The sequence below is a fragment of the Nocardia vermiculata NBRC 100427 genome, from assembly GCF_001613265.1.
Classification (GTDB): Bacteria; Actinomycetota; Actinomycetes; order Mycobacteriales; family Mycobacteriaceae; genus Nocardia; species Nocardia vermiculata.
Window position 1 is genome coordinate 1 of record NZ_BDCA01000034.1, and the last position, 22327, is coordinate 22327.

21 protein-coding genes and 1 pseudogene are annotated in these 22327 nt (G+C 66.9%); 18 read left to right on the plus strand and 4 right to left on the minus strand.

Annotated elements, in window-relative coordinates; genetic code table 11:
• Positions 1 to 656 (minus strand): annotated as a pseudogene (locus NV2_RS26265) (DUF1214 domain-containing protein); the annotation flags it as partial.
• Between the two features lie 186 nt (positions 657 to 842).
• Between NV2_RS26265 and NV2_RS26270 the strand changes: the two are divergent.
• From NV2_RS26270 to NV2_RS26335, 14 genes are all read left to right on the plus strand, one after another.
• Positions 843 to 1736 carry an LLM class F420-dependent oxidoreductase gene (locus NV2_RS26270; RefSeq protein ID WP_067880226.1) on the plus strand — a complete coding sequence of 298 codons (894 nt, stop codon included), beginning with the start codon at positions 843 to 845 and terminating at the stop codon, positions 1734 to 1736.
• Positions 1737 to 1860: 124 nt separating this feature from the next.
• Positions 1861 to 2733 carry a TIGR03619 family F420-dependent LLM class oxidoreductase gene (locus NV2_RS26275; RefSeq protein ID WP_067880065.1) on the plus strand — a complete coding sequence of 291 codons (873 nt, stop codon included), beginning with the start codon at positions 1861 to 1863 and terminating at the stop codon, positions 2731 to 2733.
• Positions 2734 to 3086: 353 nt separating this feature from the next.
• Positions 3087 to 4253 carry a 3-hydroxy-9,10-secoandrosta-1,3,5(10)-triene-9,17-dione monooxygenase oxygenase subunit gene (gene hsaA / locus NV2_RS26280; RefSeq protein ID WP_067880068.1) on the plus strand — a complete coding sequence of 389 codons (1167 nt, stop codon included), beginning with the start codon at positions 3087 to 3089 and terminating at the stop codon, positions 4251 to 4253.
• 491 nt (positions 4254 to 4744) lie between these two features.
• Entirely contained in the window at positions 4745 to 5620 is an 876-nt protein-coding gene (locus NV2_RS26285; RefSeq protein WP_067880071.1) for an IclR family transcriptional regulator, read from the plus strand.
• Positions 5621 to 5810: 190 nt separating this feature from the next.
• Positions 5811 to 6755: an ABC transporter permease gene (locus NV2_RS26290; protein ID WP_067880074.1), complete on the plus strand. Its 945-nt coding sequence runs from the start codon at positions 5811 to 5813 to the stop codon at positions 6753 to 6755.
• Positions 6752 to 7651, plus strand: coding sequence for an ABC transporter permease (locus NV2_RS26295; protein WP_067880077.1), 900 nt, complete (start codon positions 6752 to 6754; stop codon positions 7649 to 7651). The genes NV2_RS26290 and NV2_RS26295 overlap by 4 nt, the downstream gene beginning before the upstream one ends.
• Before the next feature lie 2 nt (positions 7652 to 7653).
• Positions 7654 to 8679 (plus strand): ABC transporter ATP-binding protein, encoded by a 1026-nt coding sequence (locus NV2_RS26300; protein WP_084475493.1) that lies wholly within the window; start codon positions 7654 to 7656, stop codon positions 8677 to 8679.
• A complete protein-coding gene (locus tag NV2_RS26305) occupies positions 8676 to 9518 on the plus strand; it encodes an ATP-binding cassette domain-containing protein (protein ID WP_067880081.1) in 843 nt (280 codons plus the stop codon). The genes NV2_RS26300 and NV2_RS26305 overlap by 4 nt, the downstream gene beginning before the upstream one ends.
• 71 nt (positions 9519 to 9589) lie before the next feature.
• Positions 9590 to 10189, plus strand: a complete 600-nt coding sequence (locus NV2_RS26310; RefSeq protein ID WP_067880084.1) for a TetR/AcrR family transcriptional regulator — start codon at positions 9590 to 9592, stop codon at positions 10187 to 10189.
• Positions 10186 to 11841, plus strand: a complete 1656-nt coding sequence (locus NV2_RS26315) for a thiamine pyrophosphate-binding protein (RefSeq protein ID WP_067880087.1) — start codon at positions 10186 to 10188, stop codon at positions 11839 to 11841. Before NV2_RS26310 ends, NV2_RS26315 begins: the two co-directional genes overlap by 4 nt.
• A gap of 175 nt (positions 11842 to 12016) precedes the next feature.
• Entirely contained in the window at positions 12017 to 13630 is a 1614-nt protein-coding gene (locus tag NV2_RS26320; protein WP_067880090.1) for a flavin-containing monooxygenase, read from the plus strand.
• A gap of 98 nt (positions 13631 to 13728) precedes the next feature.
• A complete protein-coding gene (locus tag NV2_RS26325) occupies positions 13729 to 14442 on the plus strand; it encodes a TetR/AcrR family transcriptional regulator (protein ID WP_067880093.1) in 714 nt (237 codons plus the stop codon).
• A gap of 28 nt (positions 14443 to 14470) precedes the next feature.
• The gene (gene cysC, locus NV2_RS26330) at positions 14471 to 15751 is read left to right on the plus strand and encodes an adenylyl-sulfate kinase (protein ID WP_067880096.1); all 1281 of its coding nucleotides are present in this window, start codon (positions 14471 to 14473) and stop codon (positions 15749 to 15751) included.
• Positions 15752 to 15872: 121 nt separating this feature from the next.
• Positions 15873 to 16664, plus strand: coding sequence for a 3'(2'),5'-bisphosphate nucleotidase CysQ (locus NV2_RS26335; protein ID WP_067880098.1), 792 nt, complete (start codon positions 15873 to 15875; stop codon positions 16662 to 16664).
• 69 nt (positions 16665 to 16733) lie between these two features.
• Here the strand turns inward: NV2_RS26335 and NV2_RS26340 are convergent, their stop codons facing one another.
• The gene (locus NV2_RS26340; RefSeq protein WP_067880101.1) at positions 16734 to 17510 is read right to left on the minus strand and encodes an SDR family NAD(P)-dependent oxidoreductase; all 777 of its coding nucleotides are present in this window, start codon (positions 17508 to 17510) and stop codon (positions 16734 to 16736) included.
• A gap of 112 nt (positions 17511 to 17622) precedes the next feature.
• Here NV2_RS26340 and NV2_RS26345 point away from each other — a divergent pair, with 112 nt between their 5' ends.
• The 3 genes from NV2_RS26345 (at position 17623) to secG (ending at position 19752) form a co-directional block, all read left to right on the plus strand.
• On the plus strand, positions 17623 to 18246 hold the full coding sequence (locus NV2_RS26345) for a TetR/AcrR family transcriptional regulator (RefSeq protein ID WP_067880104.1): 624 nt from the start codon (positions 17623 to 17625) through the stop codon (positions 18244 to 18246).
• Entirely contained in the window at positions 18243 to 19439 is a 1197-nt protein-coding gene (locus NV2_RS26350; RefSeq protein WP_067880107.1) for an NADH:flavin oxidoreductase, read from the plus strand. Before NV2_RS26345 ends, NV2_RS26350 begins: the two co-directional genes overlap by 4 nt.
• 79 nt (positions 19440 to 19518) lie before the next feature.
• Positions 19519 to 19752, plus strand: a complete 234-nt coding sequence (gene secG / locus NV2_RS26355; RefSeq protein WP_067880109.1) for a preprotein translocase subunit SecG — start codon at positions 19519 to 19521, stop codon at positions 19750 to 19752.
• On the opposite strand, the gene NV2_RS26360 is transcribed toward secG, so the two are convergent.
• Complete coding sequence (locus tag NV2_RS26360) at positions 19739 to 20917, minus strand: YbfB/YjiJ family MFS transporter (protein ID WP_245662790.1); 1179 nt, start codon at positions 20915 to 20917, stop codon at positions 19739 to 19741. The two genes, secG and NV2_RS26360, sit on opposite strands and share 14 nt — an antisense overlap.
• Before the next feature lie 69 nt (positions 20918 to 20986).
• On the opposite strand from NV2_RS26360, the gene NV2_RS26365 reads away from it, so the two are divergent.
• Positions 20987 to 21847 (plus strand): LysR family transcriptional regulator, encoded by an 861-nt coding sequence (locus NV2_RS26365; protein WP_067880112.1) that lies wholly within the window; start codon positions 20987 to 20989, stop codon positions 21845 to 21847.
• Here the strand turns inward: NV2_RS26365 and NV2_RS26370 are convergent.
• On the minus strand, positions 21835 to 22326 hold the full coding sequence (locus tag NV2_RS26370) for a flavin reductase family protein (protein ID WP_067880115.1): 492 nt from the start codon (positions 22324 to 22326) through the stop codon (positions 21835 to 21837). The genes NV2_RS26365 and NV2_RS26370 overlap by 13 nt on opposite strands.
• Between the last annotated feature and the right edge of the window lies 1 nt (position 22327).

Consider the following 22327-nt stretch of genomic DNA (forward strand, 5'->3'; position numbering starts at 1 on the left):
TGAAATGTTGCGGCGGTGCCCTTGACGAAGGCCGTGGTGTTCTTCAGTTGACGGGCGAATACCTCGGGGTCGAGGGGCTTGGGTGCGGGGATCTCGTCGATCAGCTCGATACCGACCTCGGCCGCGGTCTCGGTGCTGCGGTCCTGGAAGGACTGGCGGCCGACCAAGTTGGTGGTGTCCGGTCCGAGGGGGAGCCAGGCGCCCTCGGCGGGCTTGTCGACGCTGGCGATGATGCTGAACCGGCCCTCGTCGTCGACCGGAATCTCGTCGGTGCTGATTTCGCCGGTCGAGGCCATGGTGCCGTCGATATGGTAGCGGCTGGCCTTCGAGCCGAAGGTCAGCAAGGGGACGGTGCCGCGCTTCCCACTGATCCGGTAGCGGTACTTGGGTGAAATCCGTGCGCCCATATAGATGTTGTCCGGGTTGTCGGCGCCGATCTTGCACTTGAGATGAGGGTCGAGGGCGTTGGTGATGGCAGGGTAGAGGGGATCGGAATTCTCGATCGAGTTGAGCGAGGCACACCGGAGCAGACGGATCAGGTAGCGAATCCCTTCGGCCTGATTGAGCGGGTCCTGCGGTGCGGCCTCGTCGATCAATGCCTGTCCGGCGTCACGCAGTTCGTCACAGAAGTCGTTCCAGGCCTTGTTCACGGTCATCGGATCCTCCGGTTCGTCGACGATTGCCCTCAGCAATGTATGCGGTGAGCTGGGCCTGCTGTCGTGTGGTCTCGGTCACCAGGACATCCCGCTGGTCAGGACGACGGCTGCTCGGACACAACGGGATTCCTACCCTGGACCGGTGATGTCAGGTGAGCGCGCAGTGCCGCACGTGTGGGTCGGCCGATGAGGCTGGGTCTGGCCACGCCCGTGGTCCTTACAGTGCCCGGCCATACTGCGGAGTGGGAGGACACCGCGGGTATCGCGGAGATCACCCGGGTGGCCGAGCGGGCCGACCGGCTCGGATTCCATTTCCTCACCTGCAGCGAACACATCGCGATGCCGCCGGGGATCCCGTCGCCGCAACTGCCGCAAGGCCGTGGCACCCGCTACTGGGACCCGCTGGCGACCCTGTCCTGGCTGGCCGCTCGTACCGAGAACATCCGCCTGCTGACCAACGTCCTCGTGCTCGGCTACCACCATCCGCTGGCCGTCGCCAAGCGGTACGGCACGCTCGACCGGATGAGCGGCGGCCGGGTCCGGCTCGGTCTCGGTGTCGGCACGGCCGAGGAGGAATTCCGGACGCTGGGTGCGCAATTCGAGGACCGAGGGGCGCGGGCCGACGACGCGATTCGGGCACTGCGGGCGGCGCTGTCCCGGACAGATCCCGAATACCACGGTGAATTCTATGATTTCGCTGGTCTGGTGGTCGATCCGTGTGCAGTGCAACCGCGGGTACCGCTGTGGGTGGGCGGGCACACCGAACGCGCGCTCCGCCGGGCCGTCACACTCGCGGACGGATGGATTCCCGGCGCCCCGGATGTCGAGACCCTTCGAACGATGCTGGCCGCCTACCCCGACCGGCCTGACGGATTCGAGGTCGTCGCGGGCGTCGGGGCAGCGATGGACCCGCTGGCACACCCCGAGCGGGCGGCGGACGCGCTCGGCACGATGGCCGATGCCGGCGTGACGATGGTCCCGTTCCGGCCGGTCAGCCGGTCGCTGGAGCACTACCTCGAGCAGCTCGAAGCGCTCGCCGCGCTGGATGTCTTCGAAGCCCTGGCTCCGGGATCTCGGTGATCGGGATCACTGCCGGCTCCTGATGGACTCGTCCTTAGGTTGAGGACGCATGGAAATGATGAACAGGGTGGGGTTCGTCCACGGCGGCACCGAAAGCCGTCGTACGCGGTGAGGAGGCCTTCTGATGAAATGGGCACTGTCCGGCGCGATGCTCGGTGCGCGTGAGCTGCTCGAGCTCGCTCCCGCAGCCGAATCCTCCGGCTATCACAGCATTGCGATGCCGGATTCGGTGTTCTATCCGGAGACGGTGTCGGCGGATTACCCGTATACCCCGGACGGCAAGCGGATGTGGAACGCCGAGATGCCGATGCCCGACCCGTTCATCATGATGTCGGCGATGGCCGCGGTCACCGAGCGGCTGGAGTTCTCCACCAACGTACTCAAACTGCCGCTGCGCGATCCGCTGCTCACCGCCAAACAGGTGGCGACCATGGCGGTCCTGTCCGGTAACCGGATCGGGATCGGTGTCGGGGTGTCCTGGATTCCGGAGGAGTTCACGTTCACGCGGACCGACATGCGCACCCGTGGTGCCCGCACCGACGAAGCCATCGAGATCATCAAGGCCGTCTGTGCCGGCAACGGCCCGGAGTGGGTCGAATACCACGGGAAGCACTACGACTTCGATCGGTTGATGATCAGCCCGGCGCCCGACCGGGCGGTCCCGATCTACGTGGGCGGGCACAGCGAGCCCGGCCTCCGACGTGCTGCGCGGGCAGGGGACGGCTGGATCTCGGTGAACGTTCCGACCGATCAGCTGAAGGTGTCCATCGCCCGGCTGTCGGACCTCCGCGCCGAGTACGGCCGCTCGGAATTGCCGTTCGAGATCGACGTGTCACCGACCGATATAACAGATCTCGACGGCTACCGCGCGATCGAGTCGGCCGGCGCGACCGTCTGCCGGGTCACGCCCTGGCATATCTACGACGTCGAGCAGACCACCGTCGGCCGGATCGCCGCACTTCACCGGTTCGCGGACGAGGTCATCGCGAGGTACTGACCTCGGGTCGATCGCTCGGCGCGCGCCACCACGGCGGGCGCCGAGCGGGGTCGTGACCCGCCGTGTCCGGATCATCCGCCGGGCGATCAATCAGATTGTGCCGGCGCGGTTCTCGTGGTCTGCATGGCACCTCCTCGGATACCGGGGCGCTACGCGGCGCTCTACGCCGGTGTGCACCAACGTCTCGTCCAGACCCGGTCGGTCCAGCCCTCAGCCTCTTCGGTCCCGAAAAGTGTGTGTTCTCGTCGGCGGAAGGAGAAGGTTTCTCACTGGCTGGGACATCCCGCACGGGCAGGGTGTCGAAAAGCACACCATCCGGTTGAGAACTGCGGAGGGACTGAGGACGGAGCACGATGACCAACGAGATTCTCGACAAGGTTCGGCCGTTGTTGCCCAGCATCATCGAGCGCGCCAAGGCGACCGACACCGAGGGCGCCATACCGCCCGAAACCATCGCCGAACTCACCATGGCCGGAGTCTTCCGGATGCTCCAGCCGCGGCGCTTCGGTGGTCTCGAGTGTGATCCGGTGCAGTTCTACGAGGTGGTCCGGGCAATCTCGGGCGCCTGCGGCTCGACCGGCTGGGTCGCCTCCATCCTCGGCGTGCATCCGTGGCAACTCGGTCTCTTCGACGAGCGGGCCCAGGCAGAAGTATGGGGCGAGGACCCGGACACGCTGGTCTCATCGGCGTATGCGCCCGTGGGACGCCTCAAACAGGTGGACGGCGGCTTCGAGCTCAGCGGCCGTTGGCGCTACTCCTCGGGCTGCGGCCACGCGTCATGGGCTGTGCTGGGGGGACTGGTGACCGATCTCGGAGGCAAGCCCGTCGACGTCGTCACGCTGTTGGTACCGCGCACCGACTACCGGATCGACGAGGTCTGGGATGTGACGGGACTGCGCGGCACGGCGAGCAACGACATCCTGGTGGACAAGGCGTTCGTCCCCGCCCACCGCACGATCCGCAACTACGAGCAGGCTCAGCTGTGGGGCCCGGGGCAGAAGGTCAATACCGGCCCGCTCTACCGGATGCCGTTTGCCTCGATATTCACCTCGGCGGTCACCGCTCCGGTGATCGGCGCGGTCTCCGGCTGCTACGAGGCCTATATCTCCGAGATGCGGAATCGGATTCGGCTCAGCTACGGAGGTGGCCGCTACTCCGAAGACCAATTCGTGCAGGTCGCCGTCGCCCGCGCCGCATCCGAGATCGACGCCGCGATACTGCAAATGGATCGCAATCTCACCGAGCTCTACGCACATGCGGTGCGGCATACCGAGATTCCCGCCGAACTGCGATTGCGCACGCGTCGTGATCAGGTCCGCGCCACCGAACGGGCTCTGGGGGCGATCGACATCCTGTTCAAGATCGCCGGTGGCACTTCCCTCGCGCGGGGAAACCCGATCGAGCGTTCCTGGCGCGATGCGCATGCGGGCAGCGTTCATGTCGCGAACGACGTCGAGCGCGCCCTGGCCATGTACGGCCGAGGCGAGTTCGGCTTCACCGTCGAGGACACCCTGGTATGAGTGCCCGCAGATCCGGTTCCGGAGGAGAAAGCATGCGTGAACCGCCGAATTACAGTGTCTGCCACCGTTTTGCTGGAAACACATCGCCCGCACGGCCGGGCTGCTAATCTAACCTTCCAAGCGCTTGTTAGGTAACCACGGCTGAGCGACGAGAACGTCGCCCGTTGGTGATTCATCGGACCCGAGATCACGCCAGGCAATCAGGAAATGTGAGAGGACCTGCACCGTCATATGACGGCTGACGTGCAGACCGGGGAACGGGATATCGAATACTCCACGGGGCCGCGGGCTACCTCGACGACTCCGCGGCAACCCATCGGCTGCCGCGCCCTGTGGCCGCGAGCCCGGGACTCATCGCCCGGAGCACCGCTGGACCGAGGGGTGACGAGCACAAACAGACGGCACGAGGACCGCGGCCTGCACAGTACCGAAGCACTCGCCTTCGGACGGATCACCGGCAGGACCGCAGCAGCGACAACAGGAGGATCCTCATGACAACACTGATCCCGGATGTCGGGTGTACCCCCGCGGCCACGCCTCCGTCGATGCTCGATCGGATGACGCTGATCATGGAGTGCTTCACCAGTGGACCGGCTCGCCTGACGCTCGAGGACGTCGTCACGGCCACCCAGCTGCCCAGGTCCACCACCCACCGGATTCTGGTGGACCTGGTGCGGCTGGGCTGGCTGGGGCGGACACAGGACGGCTACGGCCTGGGCACTCGGCCACTGGCACTGCAGGGCAACGCCGGAAACGGCCGCCTCCGCGAAGTCACTGCCGAAACCCTGCACGATCTCGCCCTCCGCACCGGCATGGTTGTCCACCTGGCCGTGTTGGTCGACACCGACATCCTGTATCTGGACAAGGTGGGAGGTCGTTTCGCCACGCAGGTACCTTCCCGGGTCGGTGGTCGAGCGCCCGCGCACTCGACGGGTCTGGGGAAGGCGATGCTCGCGTGGTTGCCGCCGGAACAGGTCGACCGCCAGTTGGAGGGGGCGATCGGCCGGCTGACGAACCGGACCATCTGTCGTATCTCCACGCTGCACCAGGAACTCGCCCGGATTCGCAACCGCGTCGGCGGCCTGACCTTCGAACGCGGCGAGTGCTTCCCGGAGGTGGCATGCGTAGCCGCCGCCATCCGATCGCCCGAAGGGCCGGTCGCCGGAATTTCGTTGTGCGGGAATATCAGTGCAAACCTGGAGAGCGTGGCGCCGTTGGTCGCGCACGCTGCCCGCTCGGTGTCGGAGGAACTGTTCCCGCGCCGCAAGGCGTCCCGTTGCCGGACGGTGGCTCCGGTAGCGCAGGGATGGTCTGCCGAACTACTGGACTCGCTGTTGACCGTCGGCTCGGGCTCGGACTGGATCTGACCGCGGCCGACCGAATCTCTTTCGCTGTCGGGCGATTTCGTACTCACATCTCGTACTCCCAGTCACTGAGAGTGCGAAATGTGAGCTGAATCTCGCGACTTATATTCGGCCTGCGGCAGGCGCCGCCGCAGCTAGAGACAGTCGAAGAGGGCGTCTGCGACGTCCGGCCCCATAACGATGGTGGAGTGCCATGACCAGATTCATCACCAAACGCCTGCTATTGGCGGTGCCGACGATCATCCTTGTGACACTGCTGGTGTTCGTACTCATGGAGCTTTCTCCCACGGACCCGGCGGCGGTATTGGCGGGCGACAATCCGACACCGGAACGTCTGGCGGAATTGCACCGGATGCTGGGACTGGACAAACCATTTCTCACTCGCTACTGGGATTGGGTGTGGGACGCGCTGCACGGCAACTTCGGGGAGTCGGCGGTGACACATCAGTCGGTGATCTCGGACTTGATGTTCCGCCTGCCGATCACCGCTTCGCTCCTGGTCTTGGCGCTCGTGTTCAGCCTGGTGATGGGTATCGGCCTGGGCACGGCCGCGGCCCTGAACAAAGGGGGCGTCATCGACTGGATCATGAACGGGATCGCCAACCTGCTGATGGCGATTCCGCCGTTCGTGGCCGCCGTGCTCCTGGTGCTCTTCCTCGCGATCATGTCACCGGTTTTTCCCGCGACCGGTTATGCCAGCCTGTCTGCCGGAATCGGCCCGTGGCTGCAATACACCACGTTGCCCGCGTTGGCGCTCGCGATCATCCCCGGCGCGCTGCTGACCCGGCAGGTGCGCGGCGCGCTGGTCGACGCCCTCGAGGAGGACTACGTACGCACCGCCCGGGCGAAGGGCCTGCGGCGTCGCATGGTGATCGGCAAACATGCCGCGAAGAACGCCGCGGTTCCGGTCGTCACGGTGCTCGGCCTGGTGATCACCAGCATGCTCGGTGGCGCCGTTGTCGTCGAGAAGATCTTCGCGATACCAGGTCTGGGGTCCCTGAGCGTGGAGTCCGTCCTCAATGGTGACCTGGTCACCCTGCAGGGGCTGGTGCTCCTCATCGCGATCATCGTGACCGTCGTCAATCTCCTCGTCGATGCGTCCTACGGCTACTTCAACCCGAGACTGAGGGTCCGATGACTACTTCACACACCCCGGCTCCCGCAACGGGCACCCGCCCGAAGGTGCGACGCCGCCGGGAAAGCCGAGTGCTGAAGCGATTGCTGCACAACAAGGTAGCGATGGCATCCATCGTGGTCCTGCTGTTGCTCGTCGTGATTGCGGCCACCGGATCGATCCTTGCGCCCTACGATCCGAATGCGGTCTCGCTGTCACTGCGGCTCACCGGCCCGTCCGGTGCTCACTGGCTCGGCACCGACGAACTGGGACGCGACGTGCTGAGCCGATTGATCGTCGCGACCCGCGTCGACCTGCTCGCCTCCGCCCAGGCGGTCGGGCTGGCGCTACTGATCGGTGTACCGCTCGGGATCGTCGCCGGGTACGTCGGCGGGGTGACCGACGCACTGTTGAGCCGGATCATCGACGCACTCATGACGCTGCCGCCGCTGATTCTCGCGGTCGTGGTTGTCGCTATCCTCGGTCCTGGCCTGCACAACGCGATGCTTGCGATCGCGATTCTCATCGTGCCCAGCTTCTATCGCATCGTCCGGGCCTCCACGGAAGGGGCTCGCAGCGAGCTCTACATCGAGAGTGCGCGAGCCAGTGGCTGCAGCAGTTGGCGCATTCTGTGGCGGCACATCCTTCCCGCGGTGCTGCCGGCCCTGTTGGTACAGGCATCGTTCTCCGCGTCGGTGGTGATCGTGGCCGAGGCGAGCCTGTCTTTTCTGGGGCTGGGTGCCCGTGCGCCGCAGGCGACGTGGGGGCTGATGCTCAGCGATGCATCGGCGAGCATCACCACGAGTAGCTACCTGATCTATCCGCCGACCATCATGGTCGCGATCACAATCCTGGCCTTCTCACTTCTGGGTGACGGCCTCCGCGACGCCCTCGGGCGCCAGAGCACGGATGGGCGCTGACAATGACTGCGATCGATACTTCCCGCACCGCCCACACCGGCGATGTCGTCCTGGCTGCGACAGATCTGACGGTCGAGGTCCGCACCGAGCGCGGCTGGGTGACGATCGTCGACGGCGTCGATCTCACCATCCGCCGCAACGAGGTGGTCGGTATGGTCGGCGAGTCGGGCTCGGGCAAAACCGTCACGTCGCTCGCGGTGATGGGACTGCTGCCCGAGAACGCCCGGATCAGCCGGGGGTCGGTGGAGGTGATGGGCCGACGGATCTCCGGCCTGGACGAGCGCGAGCTCGCCGACGTGCGGGGTGCCCAGGTAGCGATGATCTTTCAAGAGCCGCGACGCTGTCTCAACCCGGCCTTCACGGTCGGCGATCAGGTGGCGGAATCGCTACGGCGCCACCGAGGCTGGTCCCGCAAGCGCGCCATGCAGCGCACGGTGGAACTGTTCGAACTGGTCGAGATTCCGCAGGCACGACGACGCGTCGGACAGTATCCCCACGAGTTCAGCGGCGGTATGTGCCAGCGGGTCATGCTGGCAATGGCCCTCGCCTGTGAGCCGATGCTGCTCATCGCCGATGAACCGACCACCGCACTCGACGTGACCGTGCAACGCCAGGTGCTCGAGCTCATCCGCCGGCTGCAGGCCGACCTCGGTCTGGGGCTGATGCTGATCACGCACGACCTCGGCGTGGTTGCCGAGATGTGTGACCGGGTTTCGGTGATGTACGCGGGGCAGGTAGTCGAGGAAGCCGACGTCGACACGGTGTTTCATCATCCCGCGCATCCCTACACCAGCGCGCTTCTGCAATCGATGCTCGAGCCCACCCGCCGGGGTGAGCCGCTCGGGTACATCCCCGGTCTGGTTCCCGCGCCACACCAGTTTCCGATCAGTTGCCGGTTCCGGGACCGATGCGGGCACGCCGCCGACGACCCGTGTCAGCGGCCGGTTGCGCTGCATTCCATCACGTCCGAGCACACGAGCCGTTGCGCACGGTTCGACGAACTCGCCTTGCCGGGGGTGAAAGCATGAATTCCCACGACACCGTGCTGTCGGTCCGAGGTTTGACGAAGGTGTACGGGCGGCGCGCCACGATGCTGCGCCGTCGGCCGCATCGGCTGACCGCGGTCGACCATGTCGACTTCGACGTCGCGGCGGGTAAGACCATGGGCCTGGTCGGTGAGAGCGGTGCGGGAAAGTCGACGGTCGGCCGGCTGGTCCTGCGATTGATCGAGGCGGACGAGGGATCGATCGAGCTACTGGGTACCGACATGGCCGAGCTGTCGCGCGGTGACCTGCGGCGGATGCGCTCGCACGCCACGATGATCTTTCAGGACCCGTACACCTCACTCGATCCGAGGATGCTGATCAAGGATTCGGTCGCCGAGCCGCTGATCATGCACACCGACGATTCCCGGGCCACCCGATACGACAGGGCGTACGAATTGCTCCGGCGCGTCGGACTGGATGCCGTCCACATGGAGCGCTTCCCGTACGAGATGTCGGGTGGCCAGCTGCAGCGGGTGGCCATCGCCCGTGCGCTGATCACCGATCCGTCGTTCATCGTGTGCGACGAGCCGGTCGCCGCGCTGGACGTGTCCACCCAGGCACAGGTGATCAACCTGCTCAACGACCTGCAGCAGGAGCGGGGTATCTCCTACCTGTTCATCTCCCACGACCTTCGGCTGGTTCGACTGATCGCCGATGATGTGGCGGTGATGCGACACGGCCGGCTGTTGGAGACCGGCCCCGCGGAACAGGTGTTCACCGAACCCGAGGACGCCTACACACGGGAACTCCTGGCCGCGATCCCCGGCCGTAGCCCCCGGCAGCGCCGCTTCGACGGTGCTGTCAGCGGGCACCATGCCTGACGGGCTTCTCGCCCTCACACCGGCGACCGGCCCGGTGCCCATGTTCGTACTAATCCGAGGAGACTGAACACGTGGAAAGTCCGGATCGCCGTCAGGAAATCCTCGACGGAGCCGCTCGACTGCTCGCCCAGCGTGGAATTACCGGGTGCACGGTTCGGGGCATCGCTGAAGAGGTCGGGATTCTTGCCGGCAGTCTCTATTACCACTTCGATTCGAAGGACGCGATTGTCGAGGAGATCGTTGCCGTTTATCTCGCCCAGCTCGCGGACCGGTGCGCCGAGGTGGTTGCGACCCGCACCGACGGACGCACCCGATTACAGGAATTGGTGGCCGGTTCGCTCGAGGTCTCCCACGCGAATGCGGCCGCGAGCGATATTTATCAGGCCAATCGCGGCTATTTCGCCGACGACGAGCGGTTCGCAAGGATTCGTTTGCTGGCCGCTCAGGTGCAGCACTCCTGGATGGACGTCATAGAGGCGGGTATTCGAGAAGGTTCTTTCCGCGGCGACACCAACAAGCGCGTCTTTCATCGTTACCTCAGGGATGCGGTCTTTCTGTCCTCACGCTGGTTCGTACCCACGGAGACGTACCTCTTGGCAGACCTCGCGGCAGACATTTCGCGGATATTCCTCGACGGATTCACCCGGGTGCCCGAGGAGTCGACGCTGTGAGCGCGGGGACCACCGGCAGCGACGCGATCGCGATCGCCCTGGAGAAGCTGGGGGTCACAACGGTTTTCGCCATCCCGAGTGCACACAACATGCCCATCTTGCGTGCCATCGAGGGCCGCACGACGATCCGGATCATCGGTTGCCGGCACGAGCAGGGCGTCGCACATGCGGCCGATGCCTATGCGCGTACCACCGGCTCGCTCGGCGTGGGAGTAGTCAGCGGCGGGCCGGGCACGGCGAATGCCATGGGGGGAATGTACGAGGCACACTTCGCGTCCTCGCCGGTACTGCTGATCACCAGCCAAGTGGAGTCGGCCCATCTCGGCCGCGGACGCGGTTACGTGCACGAGGCGGAGAATCAGCGGGAGATGCTCGCCACCGTCACCCGCGAGGTCGTGACCGAGACCTCGGTGGACGACCTTGCCGACACCGTACTGCGGCTCGCCCGGCAGGCCCGTCGGGGCCGGCCCCGACCGGTCGCGCTCGAGGTCCCGCTCGATATCCAGACCGCTTCGGTGGCCTCTTTCGACGGACCGGGGCCGGGCGTGGGTGTGGCTGCGCCGACCCGGCGTAGCCGGCCGTCCGCAGGGCCGGTCGAGGAAGCCGCACGGCTGATGGCCACAGCCCGGCGACCGGTGATCTGGGCCGGTGGCGGTGTGATCCGTTCCGAGGCGAGCAGGGAACTACTAGCCCTGGCTCATCGCTGGAATGCACCGGTCCTGACCAGCCGCGAGGGCCGCGGGGCGATCAGTGAGCTCGATCCGCTGAGCATCGGCGCATACGCCACCTTGCCGCCGGTACGGGACTTCCTCGGCGAATGCGACGTCATGCTGGCAGTCGGGACGCGTTTCCAGATGTATCCGACCGCACAGTGGCAGCTCCCGATCCCCGATGCGCTGGTACACCTCGATATCGATCCGACCGTGATAGGACGCAGCTATCGCGCCGGCATCGCCCTGGTCGGCGACGCGAAGGCCGGTCTGGCCGAGCTGTCCGCAGTGCTCGCCGACGGGTCGAGCGACAACGGCCGTAGCGCACACGTCGTAGCAGGGCAACGGGCGGCAGCCGCGGCACGCGAGATCGTCGCGGCGCAGGCCGGACCCGACCACCTCCGGATCAGCCGAGCCGTGGCCAGGCACAGACCGCCCGACGGTGTGCTGGTGTGCGACGCGACGGTCCCGGCCTACGTCTGGGGCGACCGGCTGGTGCCGATTCACCGGCCGCGCACGTCGATCCGGTCAGCGGCCGCGGGGATCGGTCCCGGCATGGCGATGGCACTCGGCGCTGCGGCCGGATCGAGCGCTCATACGGTGCTCCTCCAGGGAGACGGCGGCTTCATGCTCGGGATCGGCGAGCTCGCCGCTGCCGTCCAGGCGAAATCGAGGATTGTGGTCTGCCTGTTCGACGACGGCGGGTACGGAATGCTGCGAGCGATCGACGCCGAGACCTCAGGAGTGAGCACCGACTCCTTCGCACTCGCCACACCGGATTTCGCCACGGTCGCGTCCGCATTCGGTGCTGCGAGTGCGCGGGCCGCCGATCCGGACGAGTTCGAGCAGGCGTTCCGCACCGCTCTCGGTCATGACGGCCCGAGCCTGATCCACATCGATATGACCGCGATGGCTCCGCTCCAGCGCACGCTCGGAACCTGACCGGCAGCCTGCGTCCGGGGCCGTCTCGCTGAGTAAGAGCGCGCGGTGGGGCCGACACCCTGTGCTCGACACTTGTTGTCCGAGTGGATGAATCGTTCGACACAGGAGCACGAGCGTGGGACCCCGAAGGTGCCGTGCCGACCGATCCGAGAGCTCAGAACAGAGGAGAGATCACATGACTGCTGCAGTGAGGCCGGACGTACTCGATGTCCTGGTGATCGGTGCGGGCTTCGCGGGCATCTACGCTGTGTACGCCAGTCGCCGGGCCGGGCTCGACGTGCTCTGCGTGGAAGCGGGCGCCGGTGTGGGCGGCACCTGGTACTTCAACCGTTATCCCGGCGCACGGTGTGATGTGGAGAGTATCGACTACTCCTATTCCTTCGATGAAGAGCTGCAGAACGATTGGGTCTGGAGTGAGCGCTACGCCACCCAGCCCGAGATCCTGGCCTACATCAACCACGTCGCCGAACGGTTCGACCTGCTGCGCAGCATCCGGCTCGGCACCCGGGTCGCGAGCGCGGAATGGGACGAGACCGCGGCAGTCTGGCGCGTGGTCACCGAAGCAGGCGATGTCCATACCTCGCGTCACGTGGTCTGCGCGACCGGATCGCTCTCGATCCCCAACAAACCGGCCATTTCCGGGGTGGACGACTTCGAGGGCGAGGTGCTGTTCACCGCGCAATGGCCGGACACGGAGCCGTCGTTCGCCGGCAAGCGCGTGGCGGTGATCGGCACCGGATCCTCCGGCATCCAATCGATTCCGTTGATCGCGCAGCAAGCCGCCGCGTTGACCGTCTTCCAACGCACCGCGAACTACAGTGTGCCCGCCTTCAACCGGAAACTGACCGAGGAGGACCAGCGGCGGATCCGGGCGGAGTATCCGGAGCGTCGCCGCAAGTCACGGCTCAGCGGCGGCGGCTCGCCGCACGTGGCATACCCCAAGAGCGCTCTGGACTGCACGCCGGAGGAACGAAATGCGGCACTGGAGAAGGGATGGCAGACCGGTGGCGTACTTTTCGGCAAGACCTTCCCGGACCAGTACACCGATATCGCCGCCAACGACTACGCACGCGAGTTCGCCGAGGCCAAGATCACCTCGATCATCGAAGACCCCGAGGTCGCGCGTCATCTGATTCCTCGCAACCAGCCTCTCGGCGGCAAGCGGATCTGCACCGACTCCGGCTATTTCGAGACCTTCAACCGCGACAACGTCACGCTGGTCGACCTGCGGGAGGAGCCGATCTCGTCGATTGCCGCGTGGGGAATCAAGACCGGCGCTGCTTCCTACGAGGTCGACGTCATCGTCTTCGCGACCGGATTCGACGCCCTGACCGGAGCATTGGCACGGATCGACCTCCGAGGGGTCGGCGGCGTGTCGATTCAGCAGGCCTGGGCGGACGGTCCGGTCACCTATCTCGGTGTCCAGGTGCCGGGGTTTCCGAACCTCCACATCGTCAACGGGCCCGGGTCTCCCGGAGTTCTCGCCAACATGGTGATGCACGCGGAGCTCCAGTTCGATTGGATCCTCGGGCTCATCCGTGCGGCCGAGGACCGCGGGGCAGACCGGGTGGAGCCACGTGCGGACGCGGCACAGAAGTGGACCTCCGAGGTCGACGAGGCAGCCACGGGAACTGTCTTCGTCAGGACCGACTCCTGGTATCTCGGATCGAACATCGAGGGAAAACCCCGTCGTTTCATGCTCGACACCCGCGGGATGGGGACCTACCTGGGCACCTGCCGGGAGATCGCCGAATCCGACTACGAGGGATTCGTTTTCACGAGCCGGTGATCCCGCCGGACCTGCCGGCCGAGCGGGTCCGGTGGTCGTGCGCGTCGCTCGGTAGGCTACGACACAGCCGGATCCCGCTCGCCAGACAAGGTCGCCACGTGCCCGACACCGATCGCCGATCCTCCATCATGGAACATGCTGCGGTGTTGTTCGCCGAGAAGGGGGTCGACGCCAGTACGGTTCGGGAGATCGCCGGTGCCGCTGGGCTTCTCTCGGGCAGCCTCTATCACTATTTCGACTCCAAGGACGCGATAGTCGAGGCCATCGTGGTGGAGTACCTACGGGCCCTCACTCGGCGCTACACCGATGTGGTTCTGGCCCGGTCCGATCCGCGGGCGCGACTGCACGAGCTGGTGCTGGCCTCCCTGCGGGTGATGCACGACCATCCGCACGCCAGCGAGATCTACCAGGACAACCGCGACTTCTTCGAAGGGCGGCAACGATTCCGGACCGTGCGTGATCTTGCCTCGTCCGTGCACGAGACCTGGACGGAGGTGATAGACACCGGCGTCGCGGCGGGTGCGTTCCGGGCCGATATCGACCCGCGGGTCTTCCATCGCTTCCTTCGCGACGCGGTGTTCCTGGCTTCACGCTGGCACCGACCCACCGCGGCCTACCGCATCGAGGACCTCGCCGAGGATACGGCCCGTATCTTCCTCGACGGTGTCACTGCCCCGGCAGACCACCCACCCACTGAATGTGGGAACGGTCGAGTCACTGTCGCCGATAGCGCGGGCCCCGACATGGAGCAACACCCTCGCGGACGGCACCGGAATGTACGAGGTCTCGTTGGGCGGGACTTGCCCGAGTAGCGGATGCGGTTCGCCCGACCATGAAGCCATGTCGCATGACCTGCCTGTCCAGTACTGTCCCGCCGAGCGAGTCTTGGCCGACTTGGCGCTGATGGCGGACGGGGTGGTCGCGCCGGTGTTCGAACCGCCCGGCGGGCAGGTGGTGTTGGACGCCGCCGAGATCACCGCCACGCAACTGGAACTCGTCGATCCGGAAGGTGTCCCGCTCGCGACGGTCGAGGTGGAAGGCAATGACGGCGCCCACGTCTGGGGGCCGGTAACGCTGCTGACCCGCCCGGAACACGGCGCGTTCCGGCAGCTGCACCTGAGCCCGGCCCAACTCGCGGAGCAGTACCACGGGTGGCCGACGATACCGGTCTCGGGCCCGCTCACCCACACCGATCTCGAGGACATCCGCGCCCTGCGCCGATCCGTCGTCCTGCTGGTGCTGTGTGAATCCGGTGACGTGGCCGCTGGATCCGTCGCGGGGCTGATCCGGGCAACGCTGGCGGCTGCCGAACTGCTCGGCGACGCAGTCGTCGGTACCGCACCCCTTGCCTCGCGCGGTGATCGCGAGGCGGACCGGCTCTTTCGTGAGCGTGTGGTGGCGGCGTATGCCCCCGGACGGGTCCATCGAGTCGCCGGGGAGGGTGAGCTTCCCGTGGAGATCGCGGACGTCATCGATGTCGACCGGCCTCCCACGCATCAGCGTGGTCTCGTCGTCTTCTTCACCGGCCTTTCGGGCAGTGGCAAGTCGACGCTCGCCCGCGCCCTGCACGACGTGCTCCTCGAACAGGGCCACAGGACCGTGACATCGCTGGACGGCGACATCGTCCGGCGCACGCTCTCGGCCGGACTGACATTCTCCCGGCGCGACCGTGAGGCCAATATCTACCGGATCGGCTGGGTAGCAGCAGAGATCAGCCGTCACGGGGGAGTGGCGATCTGCTCGCCGATCGCGCCGTTCGAACAGACCCGTCAGCAGGTCCGCCGGATGGTCGCGGACGCGGGTGGCTCCTTCTTCCTGATCCACGTGGCCACATCACTCGAAGAATGCGAGCACCGTGATCGAAAAGGCCTCTACGCCAAGGCTCGTCGTGGCGAGATCCCCGACTTCACCGGCATCTCCTCACCGTACGAAGAGCCGGACGACCCCGATGTCCGGGTGGACACGGCCGGCCGGACGATTGATGAGGCACTGGCCACGGTGCTCGCGGCGCTCGAGACAGCGGGGCACCTCGAGCAAGGAACGCCGGGGCGGGCTCTACGTGACCGGGGGCGCCGCTGTTCGCCCGGGACCCGGTCCCACTCTGCGGCACAGCGGCCGTAGCGAGCCGACAGGTGTGCGTAGATCACCAGGTCCGATCCGATTCGTGGAGGTTGTTTGCTGTGTTCGAGACCCGCATATCGCCCGAGACCTGTAGGGGCCGGGTACAGGTCAGGATTATTCGATGAGGGCGGCCTTGCCGACCTGCCCCGACGACATCGTCGCCGACGACGACGCCTTCGCACGTTGGCTCGCTGATCGGACCGGTGATCTGCTCCTGCAGGTGCGGGGCGGTGGTTCGACGGGAGCGGCCCTGAAGGACGCGGGCGACGCCGCCGCGCACGACCTCCTGATCAGGCTGCTGGCGCGATATCGCCCGGCCGACGCCGTACTCAGCGAGGAAGGCGAGGACGATCGGGCGCGGCTCGAGGCGCGCCGGACATGGATCGTGGATCCGGTCGACGGGACACGGGAGTTCTCCGAGCCGCCCCGGGAGGACTGGGCGGTCCACGTCGCTCTGTGGGAGAGCGGCGAGCTGGTATCGGGAGCCGTGGCGCTGCCGGCGGCCGGGCTGACCTATGCGACCGATAATGCGCCGACAGTGCCGGCCCGCACGACCGGGCCGCTCCGGATCGCGGTCAGCCGCTCCCGACCACCGGACTTCGTCACCGCACTGGCCGAGGAACTCGGTGCAGAACTCGTCCCCATGGGGTCCGCGGGCGTGAAGGTGATCTCTGTCGTCCGGGATCTGACGGACGCCTACGTGCATGCGGGTGGCCAGTACGAGTGGGATTCGGCTGCACCCGTGGCGGTGGCGAGGGCCGCCGGACTGCATGCCAGCCGCGCCGACGGCTCGCCGCTGCGCTACAACCAGGCCGACGTCCTGTTGCCCGACCTTCTCGTCTGCCGGCCCGAAGTCGCGCAACGGATCTCGGCGTTCGTGCGTGCGTACCAGGATTCGATGCCTGCGAGCTGACGACGCGGTCGCGTCACTGTGCGGATCTCCGATGCTGTCCGTACAGTGACGCGTCGGTCCGGGACGTGCTCACACGTGGGGGATCGCCAGCAGTCCGGCTATGCCCCCGTCGACCGGGACGGTGACCCCGTTCACGTATGCCGAGTAGTCGCTGGCCAGGAAGCAGGCTACTTTCGCAATGTCCGCTGCGACACCGAGGCGGCCGGACGGTATCTGCTCGAAGTAGTCGCGGTCGGATCCGGGCAGCGCGTCGAGCCAGCCTCGGAAACCCGCAGTGTCCATCGAGCCCGGGGAGATGACGTTCGCGCGGATGCCCAGTCCGCCGTACTCCGCGGCGATGCTGCGGGTCAACGCGATCATCCCGGCTTTGGCGGCGCCGTACACCGCGAGACCTCGCACCGCGCCGAGCCCGGCGCCGGACGTGGTCGACACGATGGTGCCCGCCCCCTGATCGATCATGATCGGCAATGCTGCGCGAACCCCGTAGAACATCGAGCCGAGGTTGAGGCCGACGAGGTGCTCGAAGCGCTCGACAGACATCTCGTGCAGTGGGCCCGGCGATGATCCGCCCGCATGATTGAAAAGGATATCGAGCCGGCCGTAGGTGCTGGTGGCCGCGTGAACGAGGTCGGCGACCTGCTCGGCGGAGGTGACGTCGCACGGCATCGCGAGGGCACGTCCGCCGGCTGCCACGATCTCGCTCGCGACGCCGGAGACCGAGTCACCGTCCACATCGCCCAGTACCACGGTGGCGCCGGCGGCCGCGAACTCCAGGGCGCTGGCGCGCCCGATTCCACGGCCCGCCGCGGTGATGACCGCGATCCTGTTTTCGAGGGTGATCGACATAGCTGGACTGTAAAACCGGGCCCCGGGCACCGATCGCGGATTCTTGGTGACCGGGACAATCTATTTCAATCACTGATTGAAACCTGTTCTGTGTCGTGGTTCACTAGCTCCCGTGGGAGACAGAGCCGCATCGGCGACGCGTGTGAAGCTGCTGGCCGCCGCCGAGCAGTTGTTGCTGGACGAACGGTACGAGGACGTGTCGGTCCGGGGTATCTGTGTGGCTGCGGGAGTCAATCCGGCTGCGGTGCACTACCACTTCGGCTCCAAGGAATCGCTGGTAGCGGCTCTGCTCGAGGATCGACTGGGCCCGCTGTGGTCCGAAGGCCTGGCCGCGGCCACCGCGACCGAACCGCGGTCCGTGCCCGCGCTGGTGGACGCCGTGCTGGAACCGTTCGTGCAGTTGGCAGCCGACCCCACCGGGCGGCTTCATCTCCGGCTACTGGCCGGGCTCGTTCTGCGCCGCCGCCCGCTGGCCTGGCAGCACCGATGGTTCCGGATGGACTCCTGGTCGCAATTGCTGCCCGGAGTACGGCCCGCCGAGCAACAGCGCCGCTGGCTGCTGGCCTTCGATCTCATCCTGATGCGTTTCGGCAGTACCTCGGACCACGACCTCGCACCGTCGTCGATCGCCACGCTGCGGGAATTCGTCATCGCCGGACTGGCAGCCCCCTCGGCCGAGCCGAGCGCCGGTCCGGCACCAACCAACACGGCAACACAGGAGCAGACATCACCGTGAACGACATCTTCGAACCCGTCGACCTGGGCCCGATCACCCTGCGCAACCGGGTGATCAAGGCCGCGACCTTCGAGGGGCGCACCCCGGATGCGCTGGTCACCGACGAGCTCATCGACTTCCATCGGGAGGTCGCCGCCGGCGGCGTGGGTATGAACACCGTCGCCTACTGTGCGATCACTCCCGGCGGCCGGACCGACCGCCACCAGATCTGGATGCGGCCCGAGGCGGTACCGGGACTGACCCGGCTCACCGACGCTATCCACGCCGAAGGCGCCAAGGCCAGCGCACAGATCGGCCATGCGGGACCGGTGGCCAATGCCGCCTCCAATCGGGCGCCCGCGCTGGCTCCGACGAAGTTGTTCTCGCCGCTGAGCATGAAGATGATGCAGTCGCCCTCGGTCGCCGAGATCCAGGAGCTGGTGCAGGCGTTCGTGCGGGCGGTGCTGATCGCCGAGGAGTCCGGATTCGACGCGGTCGAACTGCACTTCGGGCACAATTATCTGGCCAGCTCGTTCCTGAGTCCGCTGCTGAACCGGCGCAAAGATGCTTACGGCGGCTCGCTGGCCAATCGTGCCCGGATGGCCCGTGAAATCGCAATGGCGGTGCGGGAGGCGGTCGGCGGCCGGCTCGCGATCCTCGCGAAGCTGAGCATGGAGGACGGTGCCCCCGGCGGGCTCGGACTCGAGGAATCGCTGCAGGTGGCGTCCTGGCTCGAGGCCGACGGCGGACTGGACGCGCTCGAACTGACCGCGGGAAGCTCACTGCTGAACCCGATGCTGCTGTTCCACGGTGATGCGCCGCGCAAGGCCTTCGCCAAGGTGCTGCCCGGTCCGACCCGCCTCGGTTTCAAGGTCGTCGGCCGGGGCTTCCTGCGCGAATACCCGTATCAGGGCACCTACCTGCTGGAGCGGGCGCGCCAGTTCCGCCGCGAGCTCTCGATGCCGCTGGTGCTGCTCGGCGGTGTCGCCGAATACGAGGATATGCAGCGCGCCCGGAGTGAGGGTTTCGAATTCGTCGCGATGGGCCGGGCGCTGCTGCGCCAGCCGGAACTGCTGCAGCGCATCCAGGCCGATGTGACCACCCGCTCGGCGTGCACGCACTGCAACGAGTGCATGCCGAGCATCTACACCGGCACCCGATGCGTGCTGCGCCTGGACAATGTCGCCATCCCCGAGGGGCTGAGCCTGCAGTAGCCCGGAGCCGGGCTCGCACGATAGCGGATCGCCGACGGCCGGTTCGATTCAGGACCGGCCGTCCGCATAAACTGTCGCCATGCAAATGTTCCTGGATATCCTCCTGATCATCACCAGCGTGCTGCTGGTGCTGCTGGTGTTGCTGCACCGCGCGAAGGGTGGAGGCCTGTCCAGCCTGTTCGGCGGTGGCGTGCAGTCCAGCCTGTCCGGCTCCACGGTGGTCGAGAAGAACCTCGATCGCATCACCATCTTCGTGGGCCTGATCTGGTTCATCGCTGTACTGGGCATCGGCTTCGAGATCAAGTTCGCCTGATCCGTACCACGGGTCCCGCCCCGGCGGGACCGCCACCGCCGTCGCGCCGCCACCCGGCCGCGATGGCCGCAGCCGATCCGGCGGCCACCGCCAGGGCCACCGCCGCGATGACGAACGCCGGACCGTAACTGTCACCGAGTACCGGCGCCACGACCAGCGGCCCGAACATTTGACCCACCCCGTAGCCCGCGGTGAGCGTGGCCGCGGCGCCCGCGCCGGCCAGATCGTCACCGATTTCCAGGGCGAGCAGGGTGATGCCCATGAAGGTGGCGCCGAACAGCGCGGCCGAGGCAACTGCCGGCCATACTCCACCCGACAACGTCGGGAGCAGAGCCGCGACACATTGCAGGACCAATGCCCCCGCCAGTGCGACCACGGGCGATCCGCGCCGTGCGAGCGCACCCCACATCACCGTCGCGGGCGCTGCTGCCACGCCGACCACGATCCAGACGGCGGTTCCCGCCGTCGGATGTCCGGCCGCTTGCACCGCCGCGACGAGGAATGTGCCCAGCACGATATAGCCGAGTCCCTCGAGGAAATACGTAGTCTGCAGCAGGTGCCATGCGCGGCGGGCTCGTACCGAGGCCGCACCGGACCGGGTGCCCGGCCGGATCTCCAGACCGAGTGCCGGCCACACCAGCAGTGCCGTACCTGCCGCGGTGACGAGCCACAGCGCTTCCCAGGACAGGACCGACTGCGCGGCGAAGACCAGCGCCCCGGTGGCGGCGATACCCGCGCCCACGCCGGCGAACGCGATACCCGCCGCGCGCCGGCGATTGTCTTGTCTCGCGGCGATCTGCGCGCAGCCGATGAACAGCACCGCGCTGGCCACACCGGCGACCGTGCGTGCGAGGATCGGGACGATTACGGGGGCGGGGACCGCCATGATCGCCTGGCTGACGATCAAGGCCAGTGCCGAACAGCGGAAGACGGTGCGCCCGTTGTATTGCGGCACGCGTGCCAGTGCTACCGCGCCGATCAGATATCCGGCGTAGTTGGCGGCGGCCACGACCGCACCGGACCGGGTGCTCAATTGCCCGGCGTCGATCAGGACCGGCAGTAGTGGTGTATAGGCGAAGCGGCCGAAACCCATCGCGGCGGCCAGGCCACTGGCAGCGCGCAGGGCCGGCGTCAGGGAGGTACTGCGGGTGGGAGCGATGGTCACGTTCGCACGGTACGGGGCCGGACCCGACGCTGTGAAATGCCTACGGTGCACCATGTATACGCTGGACGTATGGATCTCGAGCTGCGGCACCTGCGCGCATTCCTGGTGCTGTGCGAGGAACGCAACTACACCCGTGCCGCGGTCCGCCTGCGCACCACCCAGCCCTCGCTGACCCGCACTGTGCAGCAGGCCGAGCGGATTCTGGACTGCAGACTGGTCGAGCGCAGCGCGCGCCGATTCGCCCTCACTCCCGAAGGCGAGGAACTCCTGGCCGCTGCGGCACGCATCGTCGCCGACCTCGACTCCGTGACTACCGGGCTGCGCTCCCGGGCACGGGTGTCGGTCGGCTTCTCGTGGCTGCTTCCCGATTGGTTCGCCGCGGTGCGAACCAGATTCGAGGCACTGGGCGGCGCCGTGGAAATCCTTCGTATCGACGACCCGGTCGCCGCGGTGTCGGCCGGTCGCATCGACGTGGCTCTGTACCGTAAGGACAGTGCGCTGCCCACCGCCTTGACCGGGCGGATCATCGGCGCCGAGCGCCGCGTCGCGGCCGTGTCCACCCGCTCGGAACTGGCCGGTTCGCCCGCGTTGTGCTGGGCAGATCTGTCACGGTACCCACTGGTGGTCAATACCGTCTCCGGCACGACCGACGTGAGCAGCTGGGCCGGCGCCGACTTGGATCGTCCGGTCGTGACCTGCACCAACTTCGACGAATGGATCGAGCTGATCGCCGCGGACCGCGGGGTGGGTGCGGTCCCCGAACTTGCCCGTACGCGCGCGCCGCACCCCGGGGTCACCTACCTCGACATCGTCGATGCGCCGGCCTCGGCGGTGCGGTTGGCCTGGCGCAGACGCCCGGCCCCGGGCAGATCGGTGCGGAGCTTTCTCGATATCGCTCTGGTCGCCGGCGGCACCGATCAGGCGGGATGACCCGGGTGCAGGTCGGCCAGATCGTGGTAGCGCAGCCCGGTGGTGTCGGGCGGTGGCGGCGTGCCGCCCAGCGGTTCGAGTAGCAGTCCGACGTGATCGCCGAAGTCGTGCCGGGACAGGATGCGCCCGGCGAACCAGGCCGCGGCGTCGTCGAGTACCACTACTCCGCCGGGCCCGTGATGCCACCGGCACCAACTGAACTTGTCGACATCGTCCCCGGTCTCGGCACCGAAGAGCTGGGCCAGCGCGCGGGAGCCGGAGTGGACCAGATGTACTGCCACGTGCGTCGCCTCGGTCGCGACCCGATAGGTGTAGTTGAGCGTGGACAGGCAGATCAGGAATCGCCGCGGCTCGATGGCGACCTGCGACGCGAAACCCACCACACACCCGGCGCGTTCGGTATCGGTGGCGACGGTCACGACATAGATCGGGGCGTCGGCAGCGGCAAGCACCGCATCGAAATCGGCCCGGGTATCCATC

Bases quoted from the DNA above. Each gene is read 5' to 3' on its own strand.
- NV2_RS26290 (WP_067880074.1), top strand. From the start codon at position 5,811: ATGACCAGATTCATCACCAAACGCCTGCTATTGGCGGTGCCGACGATC.
- NV2_RS26340 (WP_067880101.1), bottom strand. From the start codon at position 17,510: ATGTCGATCACCCTCGAAAACAGGATCGCGGTCATCACCGCGGCGGGC.
- NV2_RS26335 (WP_067880098.1), top strand. From the start codon at position 15,873: ATGAGGGCGGCCTTGCCGACCTGCCCCGACGACATCGTCGCCGACGAC.
- NV2_RS26305 (WP_067880081.1), top strand. From the start codon at position 8,676: ATGAATTCCCACGACACCGTGCTGTCGGTCCGAGGTTTGACGAAGGTG.
- secG (WP_067880109.1), top strand. From the start codon at position 19,519: ATGCAAATGTTCCTGGATATCCTCCTGATCATCACCAGCGTGCTGCTG.
- NV2_RS26320 (WP_067880090.1), top strand. From the start codon at position 12,017: ATGACTGCTGCAGTGAGGCCGGACGTACTCGATGTCCTGGTGATCGGT.
- cysC (WP_067880096.1), top strand. From the start codon at position 14,471: ATGTCGCATGACCTGCCTGTCCAGTACTGTCCCGCCGAGCGAGTCTTG.
- NV2_RS26275 (WP_067880065.1), top strand. From the start codon at position 1,861: ATGAAATGGGCACTGTCCGGCGCGATGCTCGGTGCGCGTGAGCTGCTC.
- NV2_RS26295 (WP_067880077.1), top strand. From the start codon at position 6,752: ATGACTACTTCACACACCCCGGCTCCCGCAACGGGCACCCGCCCGAAG.
- NV2_RS26270 (WP_067880226.1), top strand. From the start codon at position 843: ATGAGGCTGGGTCTGGCCACGCCCGTGGTCCTTACAGTGCCCGGCCAT.
- NV2_RS26300 (WP_084475493.1), top strand. From the start codon at position 7,654: ATGACTGCGATCGATACTTCCCGCACCGCCCACACCGGCGATGTCGTC.
- hsaA (WP_067880068.1), top strand. From the start codon at position 3,087: ATGACCAACGAGATTCTCGACAAGGTTCGGCCGTTGTTGCCCAGCATC.
- NV2_RS26365 (WP_067880112.1), top strand. From the start codon at position 20,987: ATGGATCTCGAGCTGCGGCACCTGCGCGCATTCCTGGTGCTGTGCGAG.
- NV2_RS26370 (WP_067880115.1), bottom strand. From the start codon at position 22,326: ATGGATACCCGGGCCGATTTCGATGCGGTGCTTGCCGCTGCCGACGCC.
- NV2_RS26285 (WP_067880071.1), top strand. From the start codon at position 4,745: ATGACAACACTGATCCCGGATGTCGGGTGTACCCCCGCGGCCACGCCT.